This window comes from Klebsiella sp. M5al, from assembly GCF_002090195.1.
Lineage (GTDB): Bacteria > Pseudomonadota > Gammaproteobacteria > Enterobacterales > Enterobacteriaceae > Klebsiella > Klebsiella grimontii.
In genome coordinates this window covers 4,622,501-4,641,612 of sequence record NZ_CP020657.1, presented here as the reverse complement: position 1 = coordinate 4,641,612, position 19,112 = coordinate 4,622,501, and the positions used below count along the sequence as shown (strand labels likewise).

The 19,112-nt window shown below is 58.8% G+C and carries 18 protein-coding genes; 9 read left to right on the top strand and 9 right to left on the bottom strand.

Annotated features, from left to right (window positions below):
• Window positions 1-215: 215 nt before the first annotated feature.
• Entirely contained in the window at window positions 216-1,349 is a 1,134-nt protein-coding gene (gene norW, locus BWI76_RS22265; RefSeq protein WP_004132900.1) for an NADH:flavorubredoxin reductase NorW, read from the bottom strand.
• Window positions 1,346-2,791 (bottom strand): anaerobic nitric oxide reductase flavorubredoxin, encoded by a 1,446-nt coding sequence (gene norV, locus BWI76_RS22260; RefSeq protein WP_004132898.1) that lies wholly within the window; start codon window positions 2,789-2,791, stop codon window positions 1,346-1,348. The genes norW and norV overlap by 4 nt, the downstream gene beginning before the upstream one ends.
• A gap of 187 nt (window positions 2,792-2,978) precedes the next feature.
• Here norV and norR point away from each other — a divergent pair, with 187 nt between their 5' ends.
• Window positions 2,979-4,523, top strand: a complete 1,545-nt coding sequence (norR, locus tag BWI76_RS22250) for a nitric oxide reductase transcriptional regulator NorR (RefSeq protein ID WP_049099407.1) — start codon at window positions 2,979-2,981, stop codon at window positions 4,521-4,523.
• Here the strand turns inward: norR and gutQ are convergent.
• The 7 genes from gutQ to srlA form a co-directional block, all read right to left on the bottom strand.
• Window positions 4,486-5,451, bottom strand: coding sequence for an arabinose-5-phosphate isomerase GutQ (gene gutQ / locus BWI76_RS22245; protein ID WP_004132895.1), 966 nt, complete (start codon window positions 5,449-5,451; stop codon window positions 4,486-4,488). The genes norR and gutQ overlap by 38 nt on opposite strands.
• Window positions 5,444-6,217 carry a glucitol operon DNA-binding transcriptional repressor SrlR gene (gene srlR, locus BWI76_RS22240; RefSeq protein ID WP_049088690.1) on the bottom strand — a complete coding sequence of 258 codons (774 nt, stop codon included), beginning with the start codon at window positions 6,215-6,217 and terminating at the stop codon, window positions 5,444-5,446. The genes gutQ and srlR overlap by 8 nt, the downstream gene beginning before the upstream one ends.
• A 68-nt stretch (window positions 6,218-6,285) precedes the next feature.
• Window positions 6,286-6,645 (bottom strand): transcriptional regulator GutM, encoded by a 360-nt coding sequence (gene gutM, locus BWI76_RS22235; protein ID WP_024358436.1) that lies wholly within the window; start codon window positions 6,643-6,645, stop codon window positions 6,286-6,288.
• 133 nt (window positions 6,646-6,778) lie between these two features.
• Window positions 6,779-7,558 (bottom strand): sorbitol-6-phosphate dehydrogenase, encoded by a 780-nt coding sequence (gene srlD, locus BWI76_RS22230; protein ID WP_004132228.1) that lies wholly within the window; start codon window positions 7,556-7,558, stop codon window positions 6,779-6,781.
• A gap of 17 nt (window positions 7,559-7,575) precedes the next feature.
• Window positions 7,576-7,938: a PTS glucitol/sorbitol transporter subunit IIA gene (gene srlB, locus BWI76_RS22225; protein ID WP_004132227.1), complete on the bottom strand. Its 363-nt coding sequence runs from the start codon at window positions 7,936-7,938 to the stop codon at window positions 7,576-7,578.
• Window positions 7,939-7,951: 13 nt separating this feature from the next.
• On the bottom strand, window positions 7,952-8,929 hold the full coding sequence (locus BWI76_RS22220; protein WP_004132226.1) for a PTS glucitol/sorbitol transporter subunit IIB: 978 nt from the start codon (window positions 8,927-8,929) through the stop codon (window positions 7,952-7,954).
• Window positions 8,926-9,489 carry a PTS glucitol/sorbitol transporter subunit IIC gene (srlA, locus tag BWI76_RS22215; protein ID WP_004104818.1) on the bottom strand — a complete coding sequence of 188 codons (564 nt, stop codon included), beginning with the start codon at window positions 9,487-9,489 and terminating at the stop codon, window positions 8,926-8,928. The genes BWI76_RS22220 and srlA overlap by 4 nt, the downstream gene beginning before the upstream one ends.
• Before the next feature lie 262 nt (window positions 9,490-9,751).
• On the opposite strand from srlA, the gene mltB reads away from it, so the two are divergent.
• The 8 genes from mltB to alaS all read left to right on the top strand — a co-directional run bounded on the left by mltB (window position 9,752) and on the right by alaS (window position 18,908).
• Window positions 9,752-10,828, top strand: a complete 1,077-nt coding sequence (gene mltB, locus BWI76_RS22210; RefSeq protein ID WP_024358434.1) for a lytic murein transglycosylase B — start codon at window positions 9,752-9,754, stop codon at window positions 10,826-10,828.
• Between the two features lie 203 nt (window positions 10,829-11,031).
• Window positions 11,032-11,742: a metal ABC transporter ATP-binding protein gene (locus BWI76_RS22205; protein ID WP_165909807.1), complete on the top strand. Its 711-nt coding sequence runs from the start codon at window positions 11,032-11,034 to the stop codon at window positions 11,740-11,742.
• Window positions 11,739-12,602 (top strand): metal ABC transporter permease, encoded by an 864-nt coding sequence (locus BWI76_RS22200; protein ID WP_049087227.1) that lies wholly within the window; start codon window positions 11,739-11,741, stop codon window positions 12,600-12,602. The genes BWI76_RS22205 and BWI76_RS22200 overlap by 4 nt, the downstream gene beginning before the upstream one ends.
• An 8-nt stretch (window positions 12,603-12,610) precedes the next feature.
• Entirely contained in the window at window positions 12,611-13,489 is an 879-nt protein-coding gene (locus BWI76_RS22195; RefSeq protein WP_004132219.1) for a metal ABC transporter substrate-binding protein, read from the top strand.
• Window positions 13,490-13,942: 453 nt separating this feature from the next.
• The gene (pncC, locus tag BWI76_RS22185) at window positions 13,943-14,440 is read left to right on the top strand and encodes a nicotinamide-nucleotide amidase (RefSeq protein ID WP_049087226.1); all 498 of its coding nucleotides are present in this window, start codon (window positions 13,943-13,945) and stop codon (window positions 14,438-14,440) included.
• 80 nt (window positions 14,441-14,520) lie between these two features.
• A complete protein-coding gene (recA, locus tag BWI76_RS22180) occupies window positions 14,521-15,579 on the top strand; it encodes a recombinase RecA (RefSeq protein ID WP_064371623.1) in 1,059 nt (352 codons plus the stop codon).
• Window positions 15,580-15,649: 70 nt separating this feature from the next.
• A complete protein-coding gene (gene recX, locus BWI76_RS22175; RefSeq protein ID WP_004132212.1) occupies window positions 15,650-16,150 on the top strand; it encodes a recombination regulator RecX in 501 nt (166 codons plus the stop codon).
• Window positions 16,151-16,280: 130 nt separating this feature from the next.
• Complete coding sequence (gene alaS / locus BWI76_RS22170; RefSeq protein ID WP_024358428.1) at window positions 16,281-18,908, top strand: alanine--tRNA ligase; 2,628 nt, start codon at window positions 16,281-16,283, stop codon at window positions 18,906-18,908.
• Window positions 18,909-19,112: the final 204 nt, after the last annotated feature.

Below are 19,112 nucleotides of genomic sequence, written 5' to 3'. Positions count from 1 at the left end.
TACAGGTTAATGGCCATCTGCTGGCCGGTAGCCCGGACAGATGCGCAAGCATCGCCTCCGGGAAATTATGCCACTCTGCGCGCTGCTCCCGGGGGCGGCGCAAAGCGCCTGCCCGGGCTACAGGACCGCAGGCTGCTGTGAATCTGTATGCGCGGCTGGGTAGCCCGGGTAAGGCGTTTACGCCGCGACCCGGGAATAACGTCAGTTCATACAGGCTAACTCACCAACTGCTTGAGCAGCGCAAAGGCGTCTTTCATACGATCCTCGCTGACCACAAAAGCGCGCAGCTGGTTTTCGGCGTCAACGCCTTTCGCGACCAGGCCGTCTTTGGCGGCAACGATATGCCACGTCAGATCCTCGCGCCGGGTATCGCCCGCCAGGTGCAGCGGTAAATCCGGCGTTTTAACCTTCACCAGCATCGGCGGCAGCTTCAGTTCTCCCTGCTGAGTCAGCAGATTTTTCCCCAGGCACATGGCGCTCAGCAGAATCGGCTGCAGGAACGGCAGGACCATGCCGTTGATTTCCGCGCAATCGCCGAGGGCGTAAATTGCCGGATGGCTGGTTTGTAGCTGGCTGTTCACCACCACGCCGCGGTGCGTCTGCAGACCCGCATGCCGCGCCAGCGCCGTTTCCGGGCGCAAACCGGCGGCGGCGACCACCGCATCCACCGTCAGCGTACGCTGGCGGTCAAGAGTGACGCGAATTCCGTCGGCGTTCTGCGCCAGGCTTTGCAGCTGCGACTTCAGCATCAGATCCACGCCCATGTCGGTCAGACGATGCTGCAGTCGGCTGCTGGCTTCCGGCGGCATCAGCGCCGACAGCACGCTGGCGGAGTTATCCACCACCGTCACCGCTTTGCCGGCGCGGCAGAAATCCATCGCCAGCTCGCAGCCAATCAGCCCGCCGCCGACGATCAGCACCCTTTTTGCATCGCGCAGCTGGCTTTGCGCCGCGCCGTATTCCCGCTGGCTGTTGAGGGTCAGCATCAGCTCGCGGCCCGGCACCAGCGGGATAAACGGCGTCGCGCCGGTGGCCAGCACCAGTTTGTCATAGCGCCACTCGCGGTCCTGGCTCTTCACAACCTGATTATCGGCGTCGATATCGCTGACCCAGGTATGCGGAAACAGGCGCAGATTGTACTGCTCGGCAAACTCGCCCGCCGTTTGCAGGGTCAGATCGTCGGCGTTCTGCCCGCGGCTGACCACATGGCTGAGATCCGGTTTGTTGTACTCATCCATGCTGTCGGCGGCGATCAGGGTCAGCGGGATGTTCGGGTCCTGCTTGCGAATATTTTTCACCAACTGACGGGCCGCGAAGCCCGAGCCGATGATGACGATGCCATCACTCATTTTGCCTCCGACGCCAGCACATCAAACACATCTTTACCCAGCGAACATTCAGGGCAGAGGAAGTTATCCGGGACTTCGCTCCAGGGTGTACCCGGCTGAACGTCCTGGTTCGGTTCGCCCTGTTCGGGGTCGTAAATCCACTGGCAAACGCTGCACTGCATTTTCGGGCCGAGATCGGCTACCGCGGGCGCGGCGTAGGGCGTTGCCTCAGGCGCGGCTGGTTGCGCCTCGCTCGCCGGCAGCGGGGAGAGGGCCCACTGGCGGGCGATCTGACGACCGTGTTCGCGGCACAATTCCAGCGCGTCAAGGTCCGGGCGCCATTTGGCCTTCAGGCTCAGGGACATTTCAAAGCCTGCATCCTGTAAACGCGTGGACAGGCGATCAACCGCGCCGCCGCTCCAACCGTGGGAGCCAAAGGCGCTGGCGCGCTTGTTACGAAAACGCAGGCCGGTCATCTCTTCCACCAGCCCTGCTATTTTCGGCATCATCACGTTGTTCATGGTGGAGGTGCCGACCAGCACGCCCTTCGAGCGGAACACGTTGGTCAGAATGTCGTTTTTATCGCTGCGGGCGACGTTGAAAATTTTCACCGCCACGCGGGGGTCCACGTCGGTAATGCCCTGGGCGATCGCGTCGGCCATCATGCGGGTGTTGTTGGACATGGTGTCGTAGAAAATGGTGATGCGGTCTTCCTGATAATCCGCCGCCCACTCGAGATATTTTTCGACGATCTGCGTCGGGTTATCGCGCCAGACCACGCCGTGGGAGGTAGCAATCATATCTACCGGCAGGTTGAAGTCGAGGATTTCACTAATTTTCGGCGTCACCAGGCGGCTGAACGGGGTCAGAATGTTGGCGTAGTAGCGCTGGCACTGTTCATAAAGCTCAACCTGGTCAACTTCATCATTAAACAGATGCTCATCGCAGTAGTGCTGGCCGAAGGCGTCGTTGCTGAACAGCACCGCGTCGCCGGTCATATAAGTCATCATGCTATCCGGCCAGTGCAGCATCGGGGTTTCGACGAAAATCAGCTGTTTGCCGTTGCCGATATCCAGGCTGTCGCCGGTTTTCACCACCTTAAAGTTCCACTCCGGGTGATGGTGGTGGCCGGTAATGGAGTCGATAGCGTTGGCGGTGCAGTAGATCGGGGTATCCGGGATTTGCGTCATCAGTTCGGTCAGCGCGCCGGCATGGTCCTCTTCCGCATGGTTGATAATGATGTAATCGATATCGGCGAGGTCGATTTCACCGCGCAGGTTCTGCACGAATTCGCGACTGAATTTATGATCGACGGTATCGATCAGCACATTTTTTTCTTCCCGGATGAGATAGCTGTTGTAGCTGCTGCCGCGCAGCGTTTTGTATTCAGTCCCGTGGAAATCACGCACTTCCCAGTCGCGTTGGCCAACCCAATGAATGTTATTTTTAACCAGAATAGACATAGCAACCTCAATTAATTCAGCGTTGTTCAAAAAAGATATTTTGCTTATATCAAGATGCGTGCCATGTTTTTAATTTATTGAATTTAATGTGTTTTTTATTTTCCGATAAATCTGTTGATGTCAAAATGACAATGGTTAAAATAGTCGATATGACTATGTGGATTGTCAGAATGACTATGAGGCGACAATGAGTTTCTCCGTCGAGGCCCTGGCGAAAATCGCCATTGATTTACAAAGCGATCTCGGCCACGCCGACCGTTTTTCCCGACTGATTACCACCCTGCGGCAGATACTCGGCTGCGATGCTTCGGCGCTGCTGCGTTACGAAGCGCACCAGTTTGTGCCGCTGGCGATTGATGGCCTGGCCCAGGACGTGCTTGGCCGGCGCTTTGCCCTTGAAGGCCACCCGCGGCTGGAGGCGATTGCCCGCGCGGGGGACGTGGTGCGTTTCCCGGCGGATAGCAGCCTGCCGGACCCCTATGATGGGCTGATCCCCGGTCAGGAGAGCCTGAAGGTGCACGCCTGCGTCGGCCTGCCGCTGTTTGCCGGGCAAACCCTGATCGGCGCGCTGACCCTCGACGGCATGGATGCGGACCGTTTTGACAGCTTCAGCGACGAGGAGCTGCGCTTGATTGCCGCGCTGGTGGCCGGGGCGCTGAATAACGCGCTGCTGATCGCCCGGCTGGAGAGCCAAAACGTGCTGCCGGAGCAGGCTATCGTATATCCGCCAGCCGAACGTCAGGAGATCATTGGCCTGTCGGCGCCGATGCTGCAGCTGAAGAAGGAGATCGACATCGTCGCGGCTTCCGACTTAAACGTGCTGATTAGCGGCGAGACCGGGACCGGCAAAGAGCTGGTGGCGAAAGCGGTCCATCAGGGATCGCCGCGGGCGGTCAATCCGCTGGTGTACCTTAACTGCGCGGCCCTGCCGGAGAGCGTGGCGGAGAGCGAGCTGTTTGGTCACGTTAAAGGGGCGTTTACCGGGGCGATCAGCAACCGCAGCGGTAAATTTGAAATGGCGGACAACGGGACGCTGTTCCTCGATGAAATCGGCGAGCTGTCGCTGGCGCTGCAGGCCAAGCTGCTGCGGGTGCTGCAGTATGGCGATATTCAGCGCGTCGGCGACGATCGCAGCCTGCGGGTTGATGTGCGGGTGCTGGCGGCCACCAACCGCGACCTGCGTCAGGAGGTGGTGGAGGGGCGTTTTCGCGCCGATCTGTATCATCGTCTGAGCGTGTTTCCGCTATCGGTTCCGGCGCTGCGCGAGCGGGAAAATGACGTGGTGCTGCTGGCCGGCTATTTCTGCGAACAGTGCCGTTTGCGCATGGGGCTGGCGCAGGTGATTTTAAGCGAGGCGACGCGGGCCAGACTGCTGGCCTGGCCGTGGCCGGGCAACGTGCGCGAGCTGGAGCACGCGATTCATCGGGCGGTGGTGCTGGCGCGGGCGACGCAGGCGGGTAATGACATCGTGCTGGAGCCGCAGCATTTTCAGCTGGCCGGGGAAGCGCCTGCCTTGCCGGGCGTCAGCCCGCAGCCGGCGGCGGAAGCGGTGAGCCTGCGTGAGGCGACGGAGGCGTTCCAGCGCGAAGCGATAGCCAGCGCGCTGGCGGCTAACGGCCGCAGCTGGGCCGCCGCCGCCCGCGCGCTGGGGCTCGACGTCGCCAACCTGCACCGGCTGGCGAAGCGTCTGGGCCTTAAAGGATCCCGGCCTGATAAAAGTTCTGCAGGTTAATCGCGCCGACCAGCTGGCCGTTTTCATCCACCACCGGAGCGGCGCTGATTTTGTGCTTCATCAGGCGCTCTTTGGCTTCTATCGCGCGGCTTTCCGCCTGCAGGGTGACGCCGTTGCGGGTCATCGCCTGGCTGACGATATCCTGCAGGCTGCCGCCGCCCACCAGCCAGCGGCGCAGGTCGCCGTCGGTAAACACGCCCTGCACGTGATTGCGCTCATCGCAGACCGCCACCAGCCCCAGGCCGGTGCGGCTGAGTTCGAGCATCGCGTCCATCACGCTGGTGTCGACGTCTACGCGCGGCACGTCGCCGTCACGGCGCATCAGATGGTGAACCTTGTTCAGCAGCCGCGCGCCCAGCGCCCCAGCCGGGTGCGAACGGGCAAAATCTTCTTCGTTAAAGCCGCGGGCCTGCATCACCGCCATCGCCAGCGCGTCGCCGAGCATCAGGGTATTGACGGTGCTGGAGGTTGGGGCGAGGTGCATCGGGCAGGCTTCGCGTTCCACCGCGATATCGAGCACCGCTTTCGCCGCCAGCGCCAGCGGCGACGTGGATTTACCGGTCATCGCCAGCAGCGGAATCGACTTTTCCTCCAGGCGCGGGACGATAAGATCCAGCTCTTTGGCGCTGCCGGAGTAGGAGATAAACAGCATCACGTCGCGGCTGTCGAGCATCCCGAGATCGCCGTGCAGCGCTTCCGCCGGGTGGACGAAAAATGCCGGGGTGCCGGTACTGGCGAAGGTGGCGGCCAGCTTTTTACCAATATGGCCCGATTTGCCGATACCGGAGACCACCAGTTTGCCCTCGCAGTGGATGATGGTTTCCGCCGCGCGGATGAAGTCGTCGCCCAGGCGTTCAGGCAGGCGGCTCGCCTCCTGAAGCTCCAGCATTAGGGTCTGGCGTCCGGCTTCTAACAGAAAGTTACTCATGATGTTCTCCAGTAATAATGACTTCGATGCCTTTGTCTTCCAGCGCCTGCTTAAATTCCGGGCTGATATCGGCATCGGTAATCAGTTTGTCCACGCTCTCGAGGCCGCAGACGATATTGGGACTTTTACGGCCAAACTTTGACGAGTCGGCCATCAGGATAACTTCGCGGGCGGCATTGCACATCGCTTTGCTGACCGTATAAACCTCATTAAAGGTGGTGACGCCGGCGATTAAATCAATCCCGTCGGTGCCCATAAACAGGCGGTCGAAGCTGAATTGTTCGAAGGCGTTTTCCGCCAGCTGGCCGTGAAAAGAGGCCGATTTCTTGCGGAATGTGCCGCCCGGCATCAGGATGGTTTGCTCATTATCCAGTTCGGAGAGGGCGTTGACGATATGCAGGCTGTTGGTCATCACGGTGATGTTGTTGAAGCGGCTGAGCATCGGCACCATTTGCAGTACGGTGCTGCCGGCATCAAGAATGATCGAGTCGCCATCGTGAATAAAGCTGACCGCGGCTTCGGCAATCCGCTCTTTTTTATGGGTGTTGATCAGCGTTTTGTGGTCGATGGGCGGGTCGGCCTCGTCTTTATTTAACACCACGCCGCCGTAGGTGCGGATAACGGTACCGGCATTCTCAAGGATCACCAGATCCTTACGGATGGTCGTGCCGGTGGTGTCGAAGTGTTGCGCCAGCTCTTCGACCGAGCATTTGCCCTGCGATTGCAGGTGCTCGAGAATGGCTGCCTGGCGCTGACGTGGTTTCATAGGCGTTGTATCCTGCGTTTAAAGTTTCGAAATGATAATTTCGCAAGATATTAACGTTCACAACGAAATTATCCATGTTTCGGATTAAGCGCTAATGATAGTGCATTCTGACAGAGCGGATCATTGGGAAAGATCACATCAGGCTGCAATTCCTTAAGATGTTTGCCGTGGAGAGCGGGGATTTTTCGCGGCCTGGCGAAGACGGTGAGGCCTTTCATTAACAGCGTATCGCGGATGCGGTCGTCTTCGTCGACGGCGATGGCGACGACGGCCCGCGGCTTGAACCGCCCCGAGGAGCGGCCCACGCCGACGCGGCCCTGCTGGCACAGCCGATCGAACGCGCGATTGAACTGGCGGATTTGCCAGCCGCCAAAGGCAAGCTGGGTTATCCAGGCGATGGCGGCGACGGTGATGAGCGCGGTAACCATAAAATCTCCTTAAAGTGTGGGAAAATTCCCCCGGAGGCGGCGCGTTGCGCCTGTCCGGGCTACCAGAAAGCCGCATAATCGGTAGCCCGGACAGATGCGCAGCATCGCCTCCGGGAAAACAGTGCGCAACGTTTTAAAACATCACCTGCCCGCCGGTGACGTTAATGGACTGGCCGGTGCAGTAGGAAGCCTGCGGGCTGGCGTAAAACATCAACACGTTAAGTACGTCCTGGTAATCGCAGCCGCGCTTCAGCGGGACTTTGTCGATGTAATACTGCTCGACCTGCTCCTCCGGGATCCCCAGCTTGGTGGCGTACTGCGGCAGTAGCGACTGGAACATCGGCGACTTCAGCAGGTTACCCAGCATCAACGAATGGACGGTGATACCGTACTCCGCGAGATCTAATGCCAGAGACTGCGTCAGCCCCACGCCGCCAAATTTCGCCGCGCTGTAGCCGGAGTTGTGCTTGCTGCCCACTTTGCCGGATTTCGAGTTGATCTGGATGATGCGTCCTTTTATACCGTCGCGGATCATCAGCCGCGAAAACTCGCGGGCGCAAAGGAAGTAGCCCACCAGATTCACCTGCAGCGAGCGGTCGAAATCCCCCAGCGCGAAATCGCTGATAAACGCCGCTTTAGCGATCCCGGCGCTATAGACCAGCAGGTCGACGCGGGAAAAAATGTCGTCCACCCCGCGGGCGAGGGCGACGACGCTGGCTTCGCTGGTGGCGTCCGCGCCGAAGCCCCACGCCGTTCCTTCGCCATATTCCGCGTTAATCGACTGTGCGACGCGGGTCGCTTTATCGCTCTGAATATCGACCACCGCCACGCGATAGCCTTCTGCAGCAAGCCCGCGACACAGAAACTCCCCTAAGGTTTGTCCCCCACCAATGACAACAGCAACCTGATTCATACTTTTCTCCTTACAGCTTAAGCAACAAATTTCAGTACGCAGCCGGCGGCGATGCCTTCCGGCACCGGGCCCGCCACGTGTACGGTTCCGGGGAATTCCGCTTCGCGGTGACCGTCAAAGCGCAGCGTGATATGGCCCAGCTCGCGCAGGTTCTGCTCGGCGACGTCGCCGACGGCGGTGACCGGGTAGCGCAGCTCGCCAAGCTGGAGCTCAGCGCCCGGCACCAGCGCGCCGGAGAGCTCGCCGTGGTTGTGAATAAAGCAGTACTCTTCGATATCGGCCGGGGCGCCTTCGCGGAAGGTGATCAGCATCTGCTCGTCCAGCGCCATCGCCGCGCTGGCGCCGATATGGGTAATGGTGGTCTGGTAAATCACGGTCATCTTCAGGCACCTCTTATTGGTAAATAAATCCGGAAACGAACCAGGCGATCAGCACCGTTGGCGCGCCGGTCAGGAAGCGGCTCACCAGAACCGACGGTACGCCGACGCGCACGGTGTCCTGGCGCGCTTCCGCCAGCGACAGGCCAACCGGGATAAAATCGCAGGCGGCCTGGGCGTTGATGGCGAACAGCGCGGGCAGGGCGAGATGCGGCGGAATATTGCCAAGGCCAATCTGCACGCCAATCAGCACGCCGATAACCTGGGCGATGACCGCGCCGGGGCCGAGAAACGGCGACAGCAGCGGGAAGGAGCAGATCAGCGCCAGGGTGACGAGGCCCAGCGGATGGCTGGCGAGCGGCGCCAGACCGTGGGCAATCCAGTCGCCGATGCCGGAGGCCATGATGATGCCAATCAGCGCCGAGACGAAGGCCATAAACGGCAGAATGGTTTTTAGCACCGTATCGATGGTGTCGCGCCCGGCCTGGAACAGCACCGCCACGACGGAGCCCATTCCCATACCAACTTTGGCCAGCAGGCCGTCGCTCTGCTCGGTGATCTTTTTGCTGGTGTCATAGTCGCGGGCCGCCGGCTGGGCAGGCGCGGCCTGCGGGGCCGGGGAGTGCCCCTCTTCCAGGGCGAAAATGTTCTCCTCTTTGACGCCGGAAACGTAAATGTCTTCGACGATATACTGCGCCAGCGGACCCGATTTGCCGGTCGCGTGGATATTAATGGTCGGGATGCGGCGCTTCGGGTAGATACCGCAGCGCAGGGTGCCGCCGCAGTCGATAATCGCCACGCCGATTTCCGCTTCCGGCGGCTCGCCCTCTTTGAAGCCATCGACCGCCTGCCAGCCGGTGAGGCGGGCAATTTTATCGACGATCGCCGGGCGGGTGCCCGCGGTGATATAGACAATCTTTTTATCGGCAACGGCGTCGAGTTCGAGCGGGCCGCCCCAGCCGCCGGCGCCTTTTTCAATGCGAATACGGGTCATGATGTCGCTCCTGACAGATGCACTTTCTGCTCAAGCTGGATGGCCATTTTTTTCTCAAAAATCGACGTGGTCAGGTCGGTCACCCAGCCGCGGAAGAAGTTCGTCACCAGGCCCACCAGCAGATAGCTCACCGCCAGCGGCCCTAACGGCAGACCGAGGGTGGTGAGTCCATTGGCGATCCCCAGATAGACGAACAGTTCGCCGGGGTTGATGTGCGGAAACAGGCCGTTCATTGAGTGGCAGCTGTAGGAGGCCGCCGCGTAGTAGCTCGGTTTGTATTTCTCGGGCATAAAGCGCCCAAGGCTCAGGGTCATCGGGTTACAGAAAACGAAGGTGCCGATGCAGGGCAGCAGCAGGTAGCGGGAGATCGGATTACCGGCGCAGCGTTGCGCCAGCTTTTCGATCCGCTGCTGACCAATAAAGTTGATCAGCGCGTTCATGATCACCAGCAGACTGATCAGCAAAGGCAGGATCCCGGTGACCATACCGGTGAACACCTCGCCTCCCTTCTGAAACAGGCCGATAAACCATTCGGCGCCGTGGGTAACGACTTCAATCATTGTTCTCTCCTTCAGCGTGTTATTTTTCTTGCTAACTGGCAGCTGATTTTAATCATTTTAAAAGGTTTTAAATTGTTATATTGATCGCAAAATGAAAGATAAATATTTTATTTTGAAAGATTGTGGCTGAAGTGAGCGAAGGATCCGGCGGGGTGGGAGGAAAAAGAGCGATAAAAAAGAATTTACATTGCCGCCGCTTCCTTGTGAGCGGGCGCATGCTTTACCATAATTACCCCTTGCCGATTTGTTAAATGGATGTCCCATGTTGAAGCGTCGTTCCCTGGCTTTACTCCCCCTGTGCGTTCTCCTCGCTGCCTGCAGCAGCAAACCTCAAACTCCTGCTGAAAAGGAAATGGCGGGCGGTACGGGCGGTTTTTTACTCGAGCCGCAGCATAATGTGATGGAGATGAGCGGCGATTTCGCCAATAACCCGGCGGCGGAACAGTTCATTGATAAAATGGTGAGCAAGCACGGCTTCGACCGACAGCAGTTGCATCAAATCCTCTCCCAGGCCAAACGCCTGGATTACGTGCTGCGTCTGATGGACCGTCAGGCGCCCACCGGGCTGCCGCCGTCAGGGCCAAACGGCGCCTGGCTGCGCTACAAAAAGCAGTTTATTACCCCGGATAACGTGCAGAACGGCGTGGCGTTCTGGAACCAGTATCAGGATGCGCTCAACCGCGCGTACCAGGTATACGGCGTGCCGCCGGAGATTATCGTCGGGATTATTGGCGTCGAGACCCGCTGGGGCCGGGTGATGGGGAAAACCCGCATCCTTGATGCGCTGGCGACGCTGTCGTTTAACTATCCGCGCCGCGCCGAGTACTTCTCCAGCGAGCTGGAAACGTTCCTGCTGATGGCGCGCAGCGAACAGGACGACCCGCTCGATCTGAAAGGCTCCTTCGCCGGCGCGATGGGCTACGGTCAGTTTATGCCCTCTTCTTATAAGCAGTACGCCGTGGACTTTAACGGCGACGGGCATATCAACCTGTGGGATCCGGTCGATGCGATCGGCAGCGTGGCGAACTACTTCAAGCAGCACGGCTGGGTGAGCGGCGATCTCGTGGCGGTACAGGCGCTAGGCCAGGCGCCTGGGCTGAACAATGGGTTCAAAACCAAATACAGCGTCTCGCAGCTGGCGGCGGCAGGACTTACCCCGACTCAGCCGCTGGGTAACCATCAGCAGGCGAGCCTGCTGCGTCTGGACGTCGGCACTGGCTACCAGTACTGGTACGGCCTGCCGAACTTCTACACCATTACCCGCTATAACCACAGCACCCATTACGCGATGGCCGTCTGGCAGCTGGGTCTGGCGGTTTCTCAGGCCCGCATGCAGTAATCCCGCCTTCTGCGCTCCTCTCCGTCCGGAGAGGAGTCTGTAACATTTTGCAGCATTTCCTTTTGTTGACGCCAATTTACATTTCGCGCCTCTTTTAATATTGTTATGTTATAACGTTTTATTGAGGCGTAAACATTGACTTCCTTATTGATGACTTCAGGCATCGCCCGGTTGGGGATGGCCTGCGTGCTGCTGGCCGCTCTGTGGCTGGCAACCTGGTGGGCGGTATCGCTGCCATGATTGAGCTCGATCACCTGGTGGCGGGCTATGAGGGCCTGGCGATTACGCCGTCGCTTAGCGGCACGCTTGCAACGGGGAGTATGACCGCTATCGTCGGCCTGAACGGCTGCGGGAAATCGACGCTGTTAAAGACGCTGGCCGGGTTTATTCCGCCGGTCAGCGGCCGCCTGAACTGGCGCGAGGGACGGCCGGTTATCGGCTGGCTGGCGCAGCGGCACGCGCTGGAGTCGCAGTTTCCGCTCACGGTGCAGGATGTCGTCAGCCAGGGCGCCTGGCCGCGCGTATCGCTGCTGCGTGGGCTCGGCGGAGAGGTGCGTCAGCGCATCGTAGCAGCCATAGAGCGGGTGGGGCTGTTAACGCTGGCGAAAACGCCGATTGAGGAGCTCTCCGGCGGCCAGTTTCAGCGCATGCTCTTCGCACGGGTGATGGTGCAGCGCGCGCCGCTGGTGATGCTCGACGAACCGTTTACCGGCATCGATGAAGCCACCTGCCGCGAGCTGATGGCGCTGATCCTGGAAATGTATCAGCAGGGGCAGACGATTCTGGCGGTGCTGCACGATAACCAGCGGGTCGCCGACTATTTCCCGGAAACGATGCTGCTGACGCCGCAGCGCGCCCGCTGGGGCAGTACGCCTGATGTGCTTCCCGCCTTTCACGGCGCGAGGCTGGCATGATCTGGCATACGTTCATTCAGCCCTTTATCGAATTTGGCTTTATGCGCCGCGCGCTGCTGGTGTGCCTGGCGTTGTCCCTGAGCACCACCATGCTCGGCGTCTTCTTACTTTTACGCCGCATGAGCCTGATGGGCGATGCGCTCTCGCATGCAATTTTGCCCGGCGTGGCCGCGGGCTATCTGCTCAACGGGATGTCGCTGCTGGCGATGACCGTCGGCGGTTTTATCGCCGGCATCGCGGTCGCGCTGGTGGCGGGGTGGGTCAGCCGACGCACGCCTTTAAAAGAGGATGCCAGCTTTGCCGGATTTTATCTCGGCTCCCTGGCGCTGGGCGTCACGCTGGTCTCGCTACGCGGCTCTAACGTCGACCTGCTGCATCTGCTGTTCGGCTCGATTCTGGCGGTGGACAGCGATTCGGCGGTGTTTGTGAGCGGCGTCGCCAGCCTGACGCTGATCGGCATCGCCCTGTTTTATCGCGGCCTGGTCAGCGAAGCCTTCGACAGCGTCTGGCTTCAGGTAAACGCGCGAAGATTGCCTGCGCTGCTGCACGGCCTGTTTCTCGCCCTGCTGGTGCTCAATCTGGTGGCCGGGTTTCAGGTGCTCGGCACACTGATGGCGGTGGGAGTCATGATGCTGCCCGCGATCGCGGCTCGCTGCTGGGCGCGGACGCTGCCGGGCATTCTGCTGCTGGCGGCGCTCATCGGCGGCTTTTGCGCATGGATGGGGCTGAGCCTGTCGTGGGCGGCAAACCTGCCAGCCGGGCCCGCTATTGTGCTGACCGCCAGCGGTATCTTTTTTATATCGGTGTTTTTTGGCACGCGCAGCCGGCTGGTTGTCGGCTGGCGTAAATTAATGGGGTAAGGAACATGATGAAACGTACCGGGATATGGCTGGCGCTGGCATTGGGTCTGGCATCGCACGGGGTGATGGCGAAAACGCTAAACGTGGTGAGTAGTTTTTCCGTATTAGGCGATATGGCGCAGCAGATTGGCGGCGAACATGTGCATGTAGATACGCTGGTGGGGCCGGACGGCGACCCGCACACCTTTGAACCCTCGCCGAAAGACAGCGCGCTGCTGAGCAAAGCCGATGTGGTGGTGGTGAACGGCCTGGGACTGGAAGGCTGGCTGGACAGGCTGATTAAGGCATCGGGGTTTAAAGGCGAGCTGGTGGTGGCTTCCGGCGGCGTAAAAACCCATACGCTGGAAGAAGATGGCGCAACGGTAACCGATCCGCACGCGTGGAACAGCGCCGCGAACGGTGCGCTGTATGCGCAGAATATCCTCAACGGCCTGGTGAAAGCCGACCCGGAGGATAAGTCGGCGCTGGAGGCCTCCGGTCAGCGCTATATCAGCCAGCTCAATGAGATCGATCGCTGGGCAAAAGATCGGTTCAGCGCCATTCCGCAGGCAAAGCGTAAGGTGCTGACCAGCCATGACGCGTTCGGCTATTTTGGCCGCGCTTATGGCGTGACCTTCCTCGCGCCGCAGGGATTGTCTTCGGAAAGTGAAGCCAGCGCGGCGCAGGTGGCGGCCTTAATCAAGCAAATTAAAGCCGACGATGTGCATACCTGGTTTATGGAAAATCAGCTTGATCCAAGACTGGTTAAACAGATTGCCAGCGCAACGGGCGCGCAGCCGGGAGGAGAGCTCTACCCTGAAGCGCTCTCTAAACCGGGCGGCGTGGCGGACAGCTACGTGAAAATGCTGCGCCACAACGTGGAGCTGATTGCGGCGAGTATGAAATAAATGAAGCCGGCCCGCCGCGGGCCGGTTAACTGACCTTATTATTCTGCAAGTATCTGTTTGAATTTTTTTAATTAATGTCAATCCACAGACAATACAGCTCACCCCCAGCAGGATCTGTACGCCTTGGTACAGCGAGTTAAATGAGCGGGTAAACATAGGCAGTAGCGCGGTAAACAGTGACACGACGCCGCAGATAAACAGACGCAGGCGTATTCACGTTCTGCTCGGAGGTCATCGCTGCTTTGGCCATTCCTGGTAACCTCGTATTTCACTCTTCCTTATACGTGCGATGAATTGTATACCGGCGCCCCCTGGCGGCTATCCGAAAATACGCCGTCGGGCGCGGTCGATGTTTTTCGGAAGCCGACTCGTAAATTCGTTACCTCATCCCCATATCTCTGCTGAAAGTGCTATCTTTGATGGCCTGGTTGTACAGCTTACGTGGGGCGACGAATGACAGATTCCGAATTAATGCAGCTGAGCGAGCAGGTGGGGCAGGCGCTGAAAGCGCGCGGCGCGACGGTGACCACGGCGGAGTCCTGCACCGGCGGCTGGGTCGCCAAAACCCTTACCGATATCGCCGGTAGTTCGGCATGGTTTGAGCGCGGTTTTGTGACCTACAGCAATGAAGCGAAATCGCAGATGATTGGCGTCAGCGAAGCGACGCTGCTTGAGCATGGCGCGGTGAGTGAACCGGTGGTCGTGGAGATGGCGATTGGCGCCCTGCGCGCGGCCCGCGCGGACTATGCGATTTCGGTCAGCGGCATTGCCGGACCGGATGGCGGCAGCGCGGAAAAGCCGGTGGGAACCGTCTGGTTTGGCGTCGCCAGCGCCAGCGGACAGGGCGTGACCCGGCGCGAATGCTTCGCTGGAGACCGCGAGTCGGTACGCCGCCAGGCCACGGCCTATGCGCTAAATCTCCTCTGGCAACAATTTCTACAAAATACTTGATACTGTATGACTATACAGTATAATTGCTTCAACAGAACAGAATTCACTACCCGGTTACACCCGGCATGAGAGGAGTAATAATGGCTATCGACGAAAACAAACAGAAAGCGTTGGCGGCAGCACTGGGCCAGATCGAAAAACAATTCGGTAAAGGCTCCATCATGCGCCTGGGTGAAGACCGTTCCATGGATGTGGAAACTATCTCCACCGGCTCGCTTTCCCTTGATATCGCCCTGGGCGCAGGCGGCCTGCCGATGGGCCGTATCGTCGAGATCTACGGACCTGAATCTTCCGGTAAAACCACGCTGACGCTGCAGGTTATCGCCGCCGCGCAGCGCGAAGGTAAAACCTGTGCGTTTATCGATGCGGAACACGCGCTGGACCCGGTTTACGCACGCAAGCTGGGCGTCGATATCGACAACCTGCTGTGCTCCCAGCCGGATACCGGCGAACAGGCTCTGGAAATCTGTGACGCGCTGGCGCGTTCCGGCGCGGTAGACGTTATCGTCGTCGACTCCGTTGCGGCGCTGACGCCGAAAGCGGAAATCGAAGGCGAAATCGGCGACTCTCATATGGGCCTCGCGGCGCGTATGATGAGCCAGGCGATGCGTAAACTGGCGGGCAACCTGAAGCAGTCCAACACGCTGCTGATCTTCATCAACCAGATTCGTATGAAAATTGGCGTGATGTTCGGTAACCCGGAAACCACCACCGGCGGTAACGCGCTGAAGTTCTACGCCTCCGTGCGTCTGGACATCCGTCGTATCGGCGCGGTGAAAGAGGGCGACAACGTCGTCGGCAGCGAAACCCGCGTTAAAGTGGTGAAAAACAAAATCGCCGCGCCGTTTAAACAGGCTGAATTCCAGATCCTCTACGGTGAAGGTATTAACTTCTACGGCGAGCTGGTCGATCTCGGCGTGAAAGAGAAGCTGATCGAGAAAGCCGGCGCCTGGTACAGCTACAGCGGCGATAAAATTGGTCAGGGTAAAGCGAACGCAATCTCCTGGCTGAAAGAGAACCCGGCTGCGGCAAAAGAGATTGAGAAGAAAGTTCGTGAACTGCTGCTGAGCAATCAGGACGCCACGCCGGACTTCGCGGTTGATGGCAACAGCGAAGCGGAAACCGAACAGGATTTCTGATATCGTCTGAACAGACTAACAAGGGGCCGCTTACGCGGCCCTTTTGCTTTTTTGATTAGCGAGGCTGCCCGTGACTGAAACTTCATCCCGCCGCTCTGACTACGCCAGGCTGCTGGATCGCGCGATTCGCATTCTGGCAATGCGCGACCACAGCGAACAGGAGCTAAGGAGCAAACTGGCCGCGCCGGTTATGAGTAAAAACGGCCCGGAAGCGTTAAACGTGACGCCGGAAGAGGTCGATAACGTCGTTGAATGGTGTATTGAGAACCGCTATCTGGACGACGAACGCTTTGTTCGTCAGTTTATTGCCAGCCGCAGCCGCAAGGGATACGGCCCGGCGCGCGTCCGCCAGGAGCTAAAGCAGAAGGGGATTTCCCGCGAGACGATAGAGGCAGCCATGCGCGAGTGCGAAATCGACTGGGCGCAGCTTGCCAAAGAGCAGGCGCAGCGAAAATATGGCGAACCCCTGCCCACCGTATTTGCCGAAAAAGTCAAAATTCAGCGCTTTTTGCTCTATCGCGGTTATCTGATGGAAGATATTCAGGAAATCTGGCGAAATTTTGCAGATTGACCCATCCGGGATTTTACTTCCCCGTGAAGAAAACTTATCTTATTCCCACTTTATTTTCGTGAGTAGCCTGCCGGTCAATACTGGGTAGTGGCTGCCAGCGACATTTCGTTAGCTTGATTTCAGGATAATTATGAGCAAGAGCACCGCTGAGATCCGTCAGGCGTTTCTCGACTTTTTCCATAGTAAAGGACATCAGGTAGTTGCGAGCAGCTCCCTGGTGCCGCATAACGACCCGACCCTGCTGTTTACCAACGCCGGGATGAACCAGTTCAAGGATGTCTTCCTTGGTCTCGACAAACGTAATTATTCGCGCGCGACCACCGCGCAGCGTTGCGTTCGTGCGGGTGGTAAACACAACGATCTGGAAAACGTCGGCTACACCGCGCGTCACCACACCTTCTTTGAAATGCTGGGCAACTTTAGCTTCGGCGATTATTTCAAACAGGACGCCATCAAATACGCATGGGAACTGCTGACCGGTGAAAGCTGGTTCGCCCTGCCGAAAGAAAAACTGTGGGTGACCGTTTACGAAACCGACGATGAAGCGTTCGATATCTGGGCAAATGAAGTTGGCGTACCGCGCGAGCGTATTATCCGCATCGGCGACAACAAAGGCGCGCCGTTTGCTTCCGATAACTTCTGGCAGATGGGCGACACCGGGCCGTGCGGCCCCTGCACCGAAATCTTCTTCGACCATGGCGACCATATCTGGGGCGGCCCTCCGGGAACGCCGGAAGAAGACGGCGATCGCTATATTGAGATCTGGAATATCGTCTTCATGCAGTTCAACCGTCAGGCTGACGGAACCATGGAGCCGCTGCCGAAGCCGTCCGTAGATACCGGTATGGGCCTCGAGCGTATTGCCGCCGTGCTGCAGCACGTCAACTCCAACTACGATATCGATCTGTTCCGCGATCTGATTAAGAGCGTGGCGAAGGTTACCGGCGCGACCGATCTCTCTAACAAGTCGCTGCGCGTTATCGCTGACCACATTCGTTCCTGCGCGTTCCTGATAGCCGATGGCGTTATCCCGTCGAATGAAAACCGCGGCTACGTGCTGCGCCGCATCATTCGCCGCGCAATTCGCCATGGCAATATGCTGGGCGCGAAGGAGACCTTCTTCTGGAAACTGGTTGCCCCGCTGATTGACGTGATGGGTTCCGCCGGCGAAGAGCTGAAACAGCAGCAGGCTCAGGTTGAGCAGGTGCTGAAGACCGAAGAAGAGCAGTTTGCCCGTACTCTGGAGCGCGGACTGGCGCTGCTGGATGAAGAGCTGGCTAAACTGCAGGGCGACACGCTGGACGGCGAAACCGCTTTCCGCCTGTACGATACCTACGGCTTCCCGGTTGACCTGACCGCGGACGTTTGCCGCGAGCGCAACATCAAAGTTGATGAAGCGGGTTTTGAAGCGGCAATGGAAGAGCAGCGCCGTCGCGCGCGCGAATCCAGCGGCTTTGGCGCGGACTACAATGCGATGATCCGCGTCGACGGCGTCTCTGAGTTTAAGGGCTATGACAGCCTGGAGCTGAACGGCAAAGTCACCGCGCTGTTTATCGATGGCAAAGCGGTTGATGCGGTTAACGCGGGCCAGGAAGCGGTGGTCATTCTCGATCAGACGCCGTTCTACGCGGAATCTGGCGGCCAGGTGGGCGACAAAGGCGAACTTAAGGGCGCCGGTTTTTCCTTCCAGGTCAACGACGCGCAGAAATACGGTCAGGCCATTGGTCATATCGGTAAAGTCACCGGCGGCTCGCTGAAAGTCGGCGACGCCGTGCAGGCCGATGTTGATGAGGCTCGCCGTCAGCGCATCCGCCTCAACCACTCCGCAACGCACCTGATGCACGCGGCGCTGCGCCAGGTTCTTGGTACGCACGTTGCGCAGAAGGGTTCTCTGGTTAACGACAAAGCGCTGCGCTTTGACTTCTCGCATTTTGAAGCGATGAAGCCGGAGGAGATCCGCGCGGTAGAAGATCTGGTGAACGCGCAAATTCGCCGCAACCTGCCGATCGAAACCAATATCATGGATATTGACGCTGCGCGTGAATCCGGCGCGATGGCGCTGTTTGGCGAGAAGTATGACGATCGCGTTCGCGTGCTGAGCATGGGTGATTTCTCCACCGAGCTGTGCGGCGGTACGCACGCCTCGCGCACCGGTGATATCGGCCTGTTCCGCATTACCTCTGAATCCGGCACCGCCGCGGGCGTGCGCCGTATCGAAGCGGTCACCGGCGAAGGTGCGATGGCGATGCTGCATGCGCAAAGCGATCAGCTGAGCGATATCGCGCAGCTGCTGAAAGGGGACACCCACAGCCTCGGCGACAAAGTACGTGCCGCGTTAGAACGCAGCCGTCAGCTGGAAAAAGAGCTGCAGCAGTTGAAAGAGCAGGCTGCTGTGCAGGAGAGCGCAAATCTCTCCAGCAAAGCGGAAGAGATTAACGGCGTTAAGCTGCTGGTCAGCGAACTGGCTGGCGTTGAGCCGAAAATGCTGCGTACTATGGTTGACGATCTGAAAAATCAGCTGGGTTCAACGGTTGTTGTGTTGGCCACGGTCGCAGAGGGTAAGGTTTCTCTGATTGCAGGTGTGTCTAAGGATGTGACAGACCGCGTGAAGGCAGGGGAACTGATTGGTATGGTCGCCCAGCAGGTGGGCGGTAAAGGGGGCGGTCGTCCGGATATGGCGCAAGCCGGCGGTACCGATGCGTCTGCTCTCCCTGCTGCGTTGGCCAGTGTGAAAGGCTGGGTAAGCGCAAAACTGTAATAACTATAATTGCATAGATGCTGTGATTCTCGGATTACAGCATCTTGCGCGAGAAGCACTGATAACGATAAAGTCGGGTTGAAGTTGTGTATATCGGCTAAACTTAGGTTTAACAGAATGTGATGCCGTGACTGCTTACACCGTAGGGTGTTTGTCATCGCTTACTTTTTGGCGTTATATGATGGATAATGCCGGGATACGAGA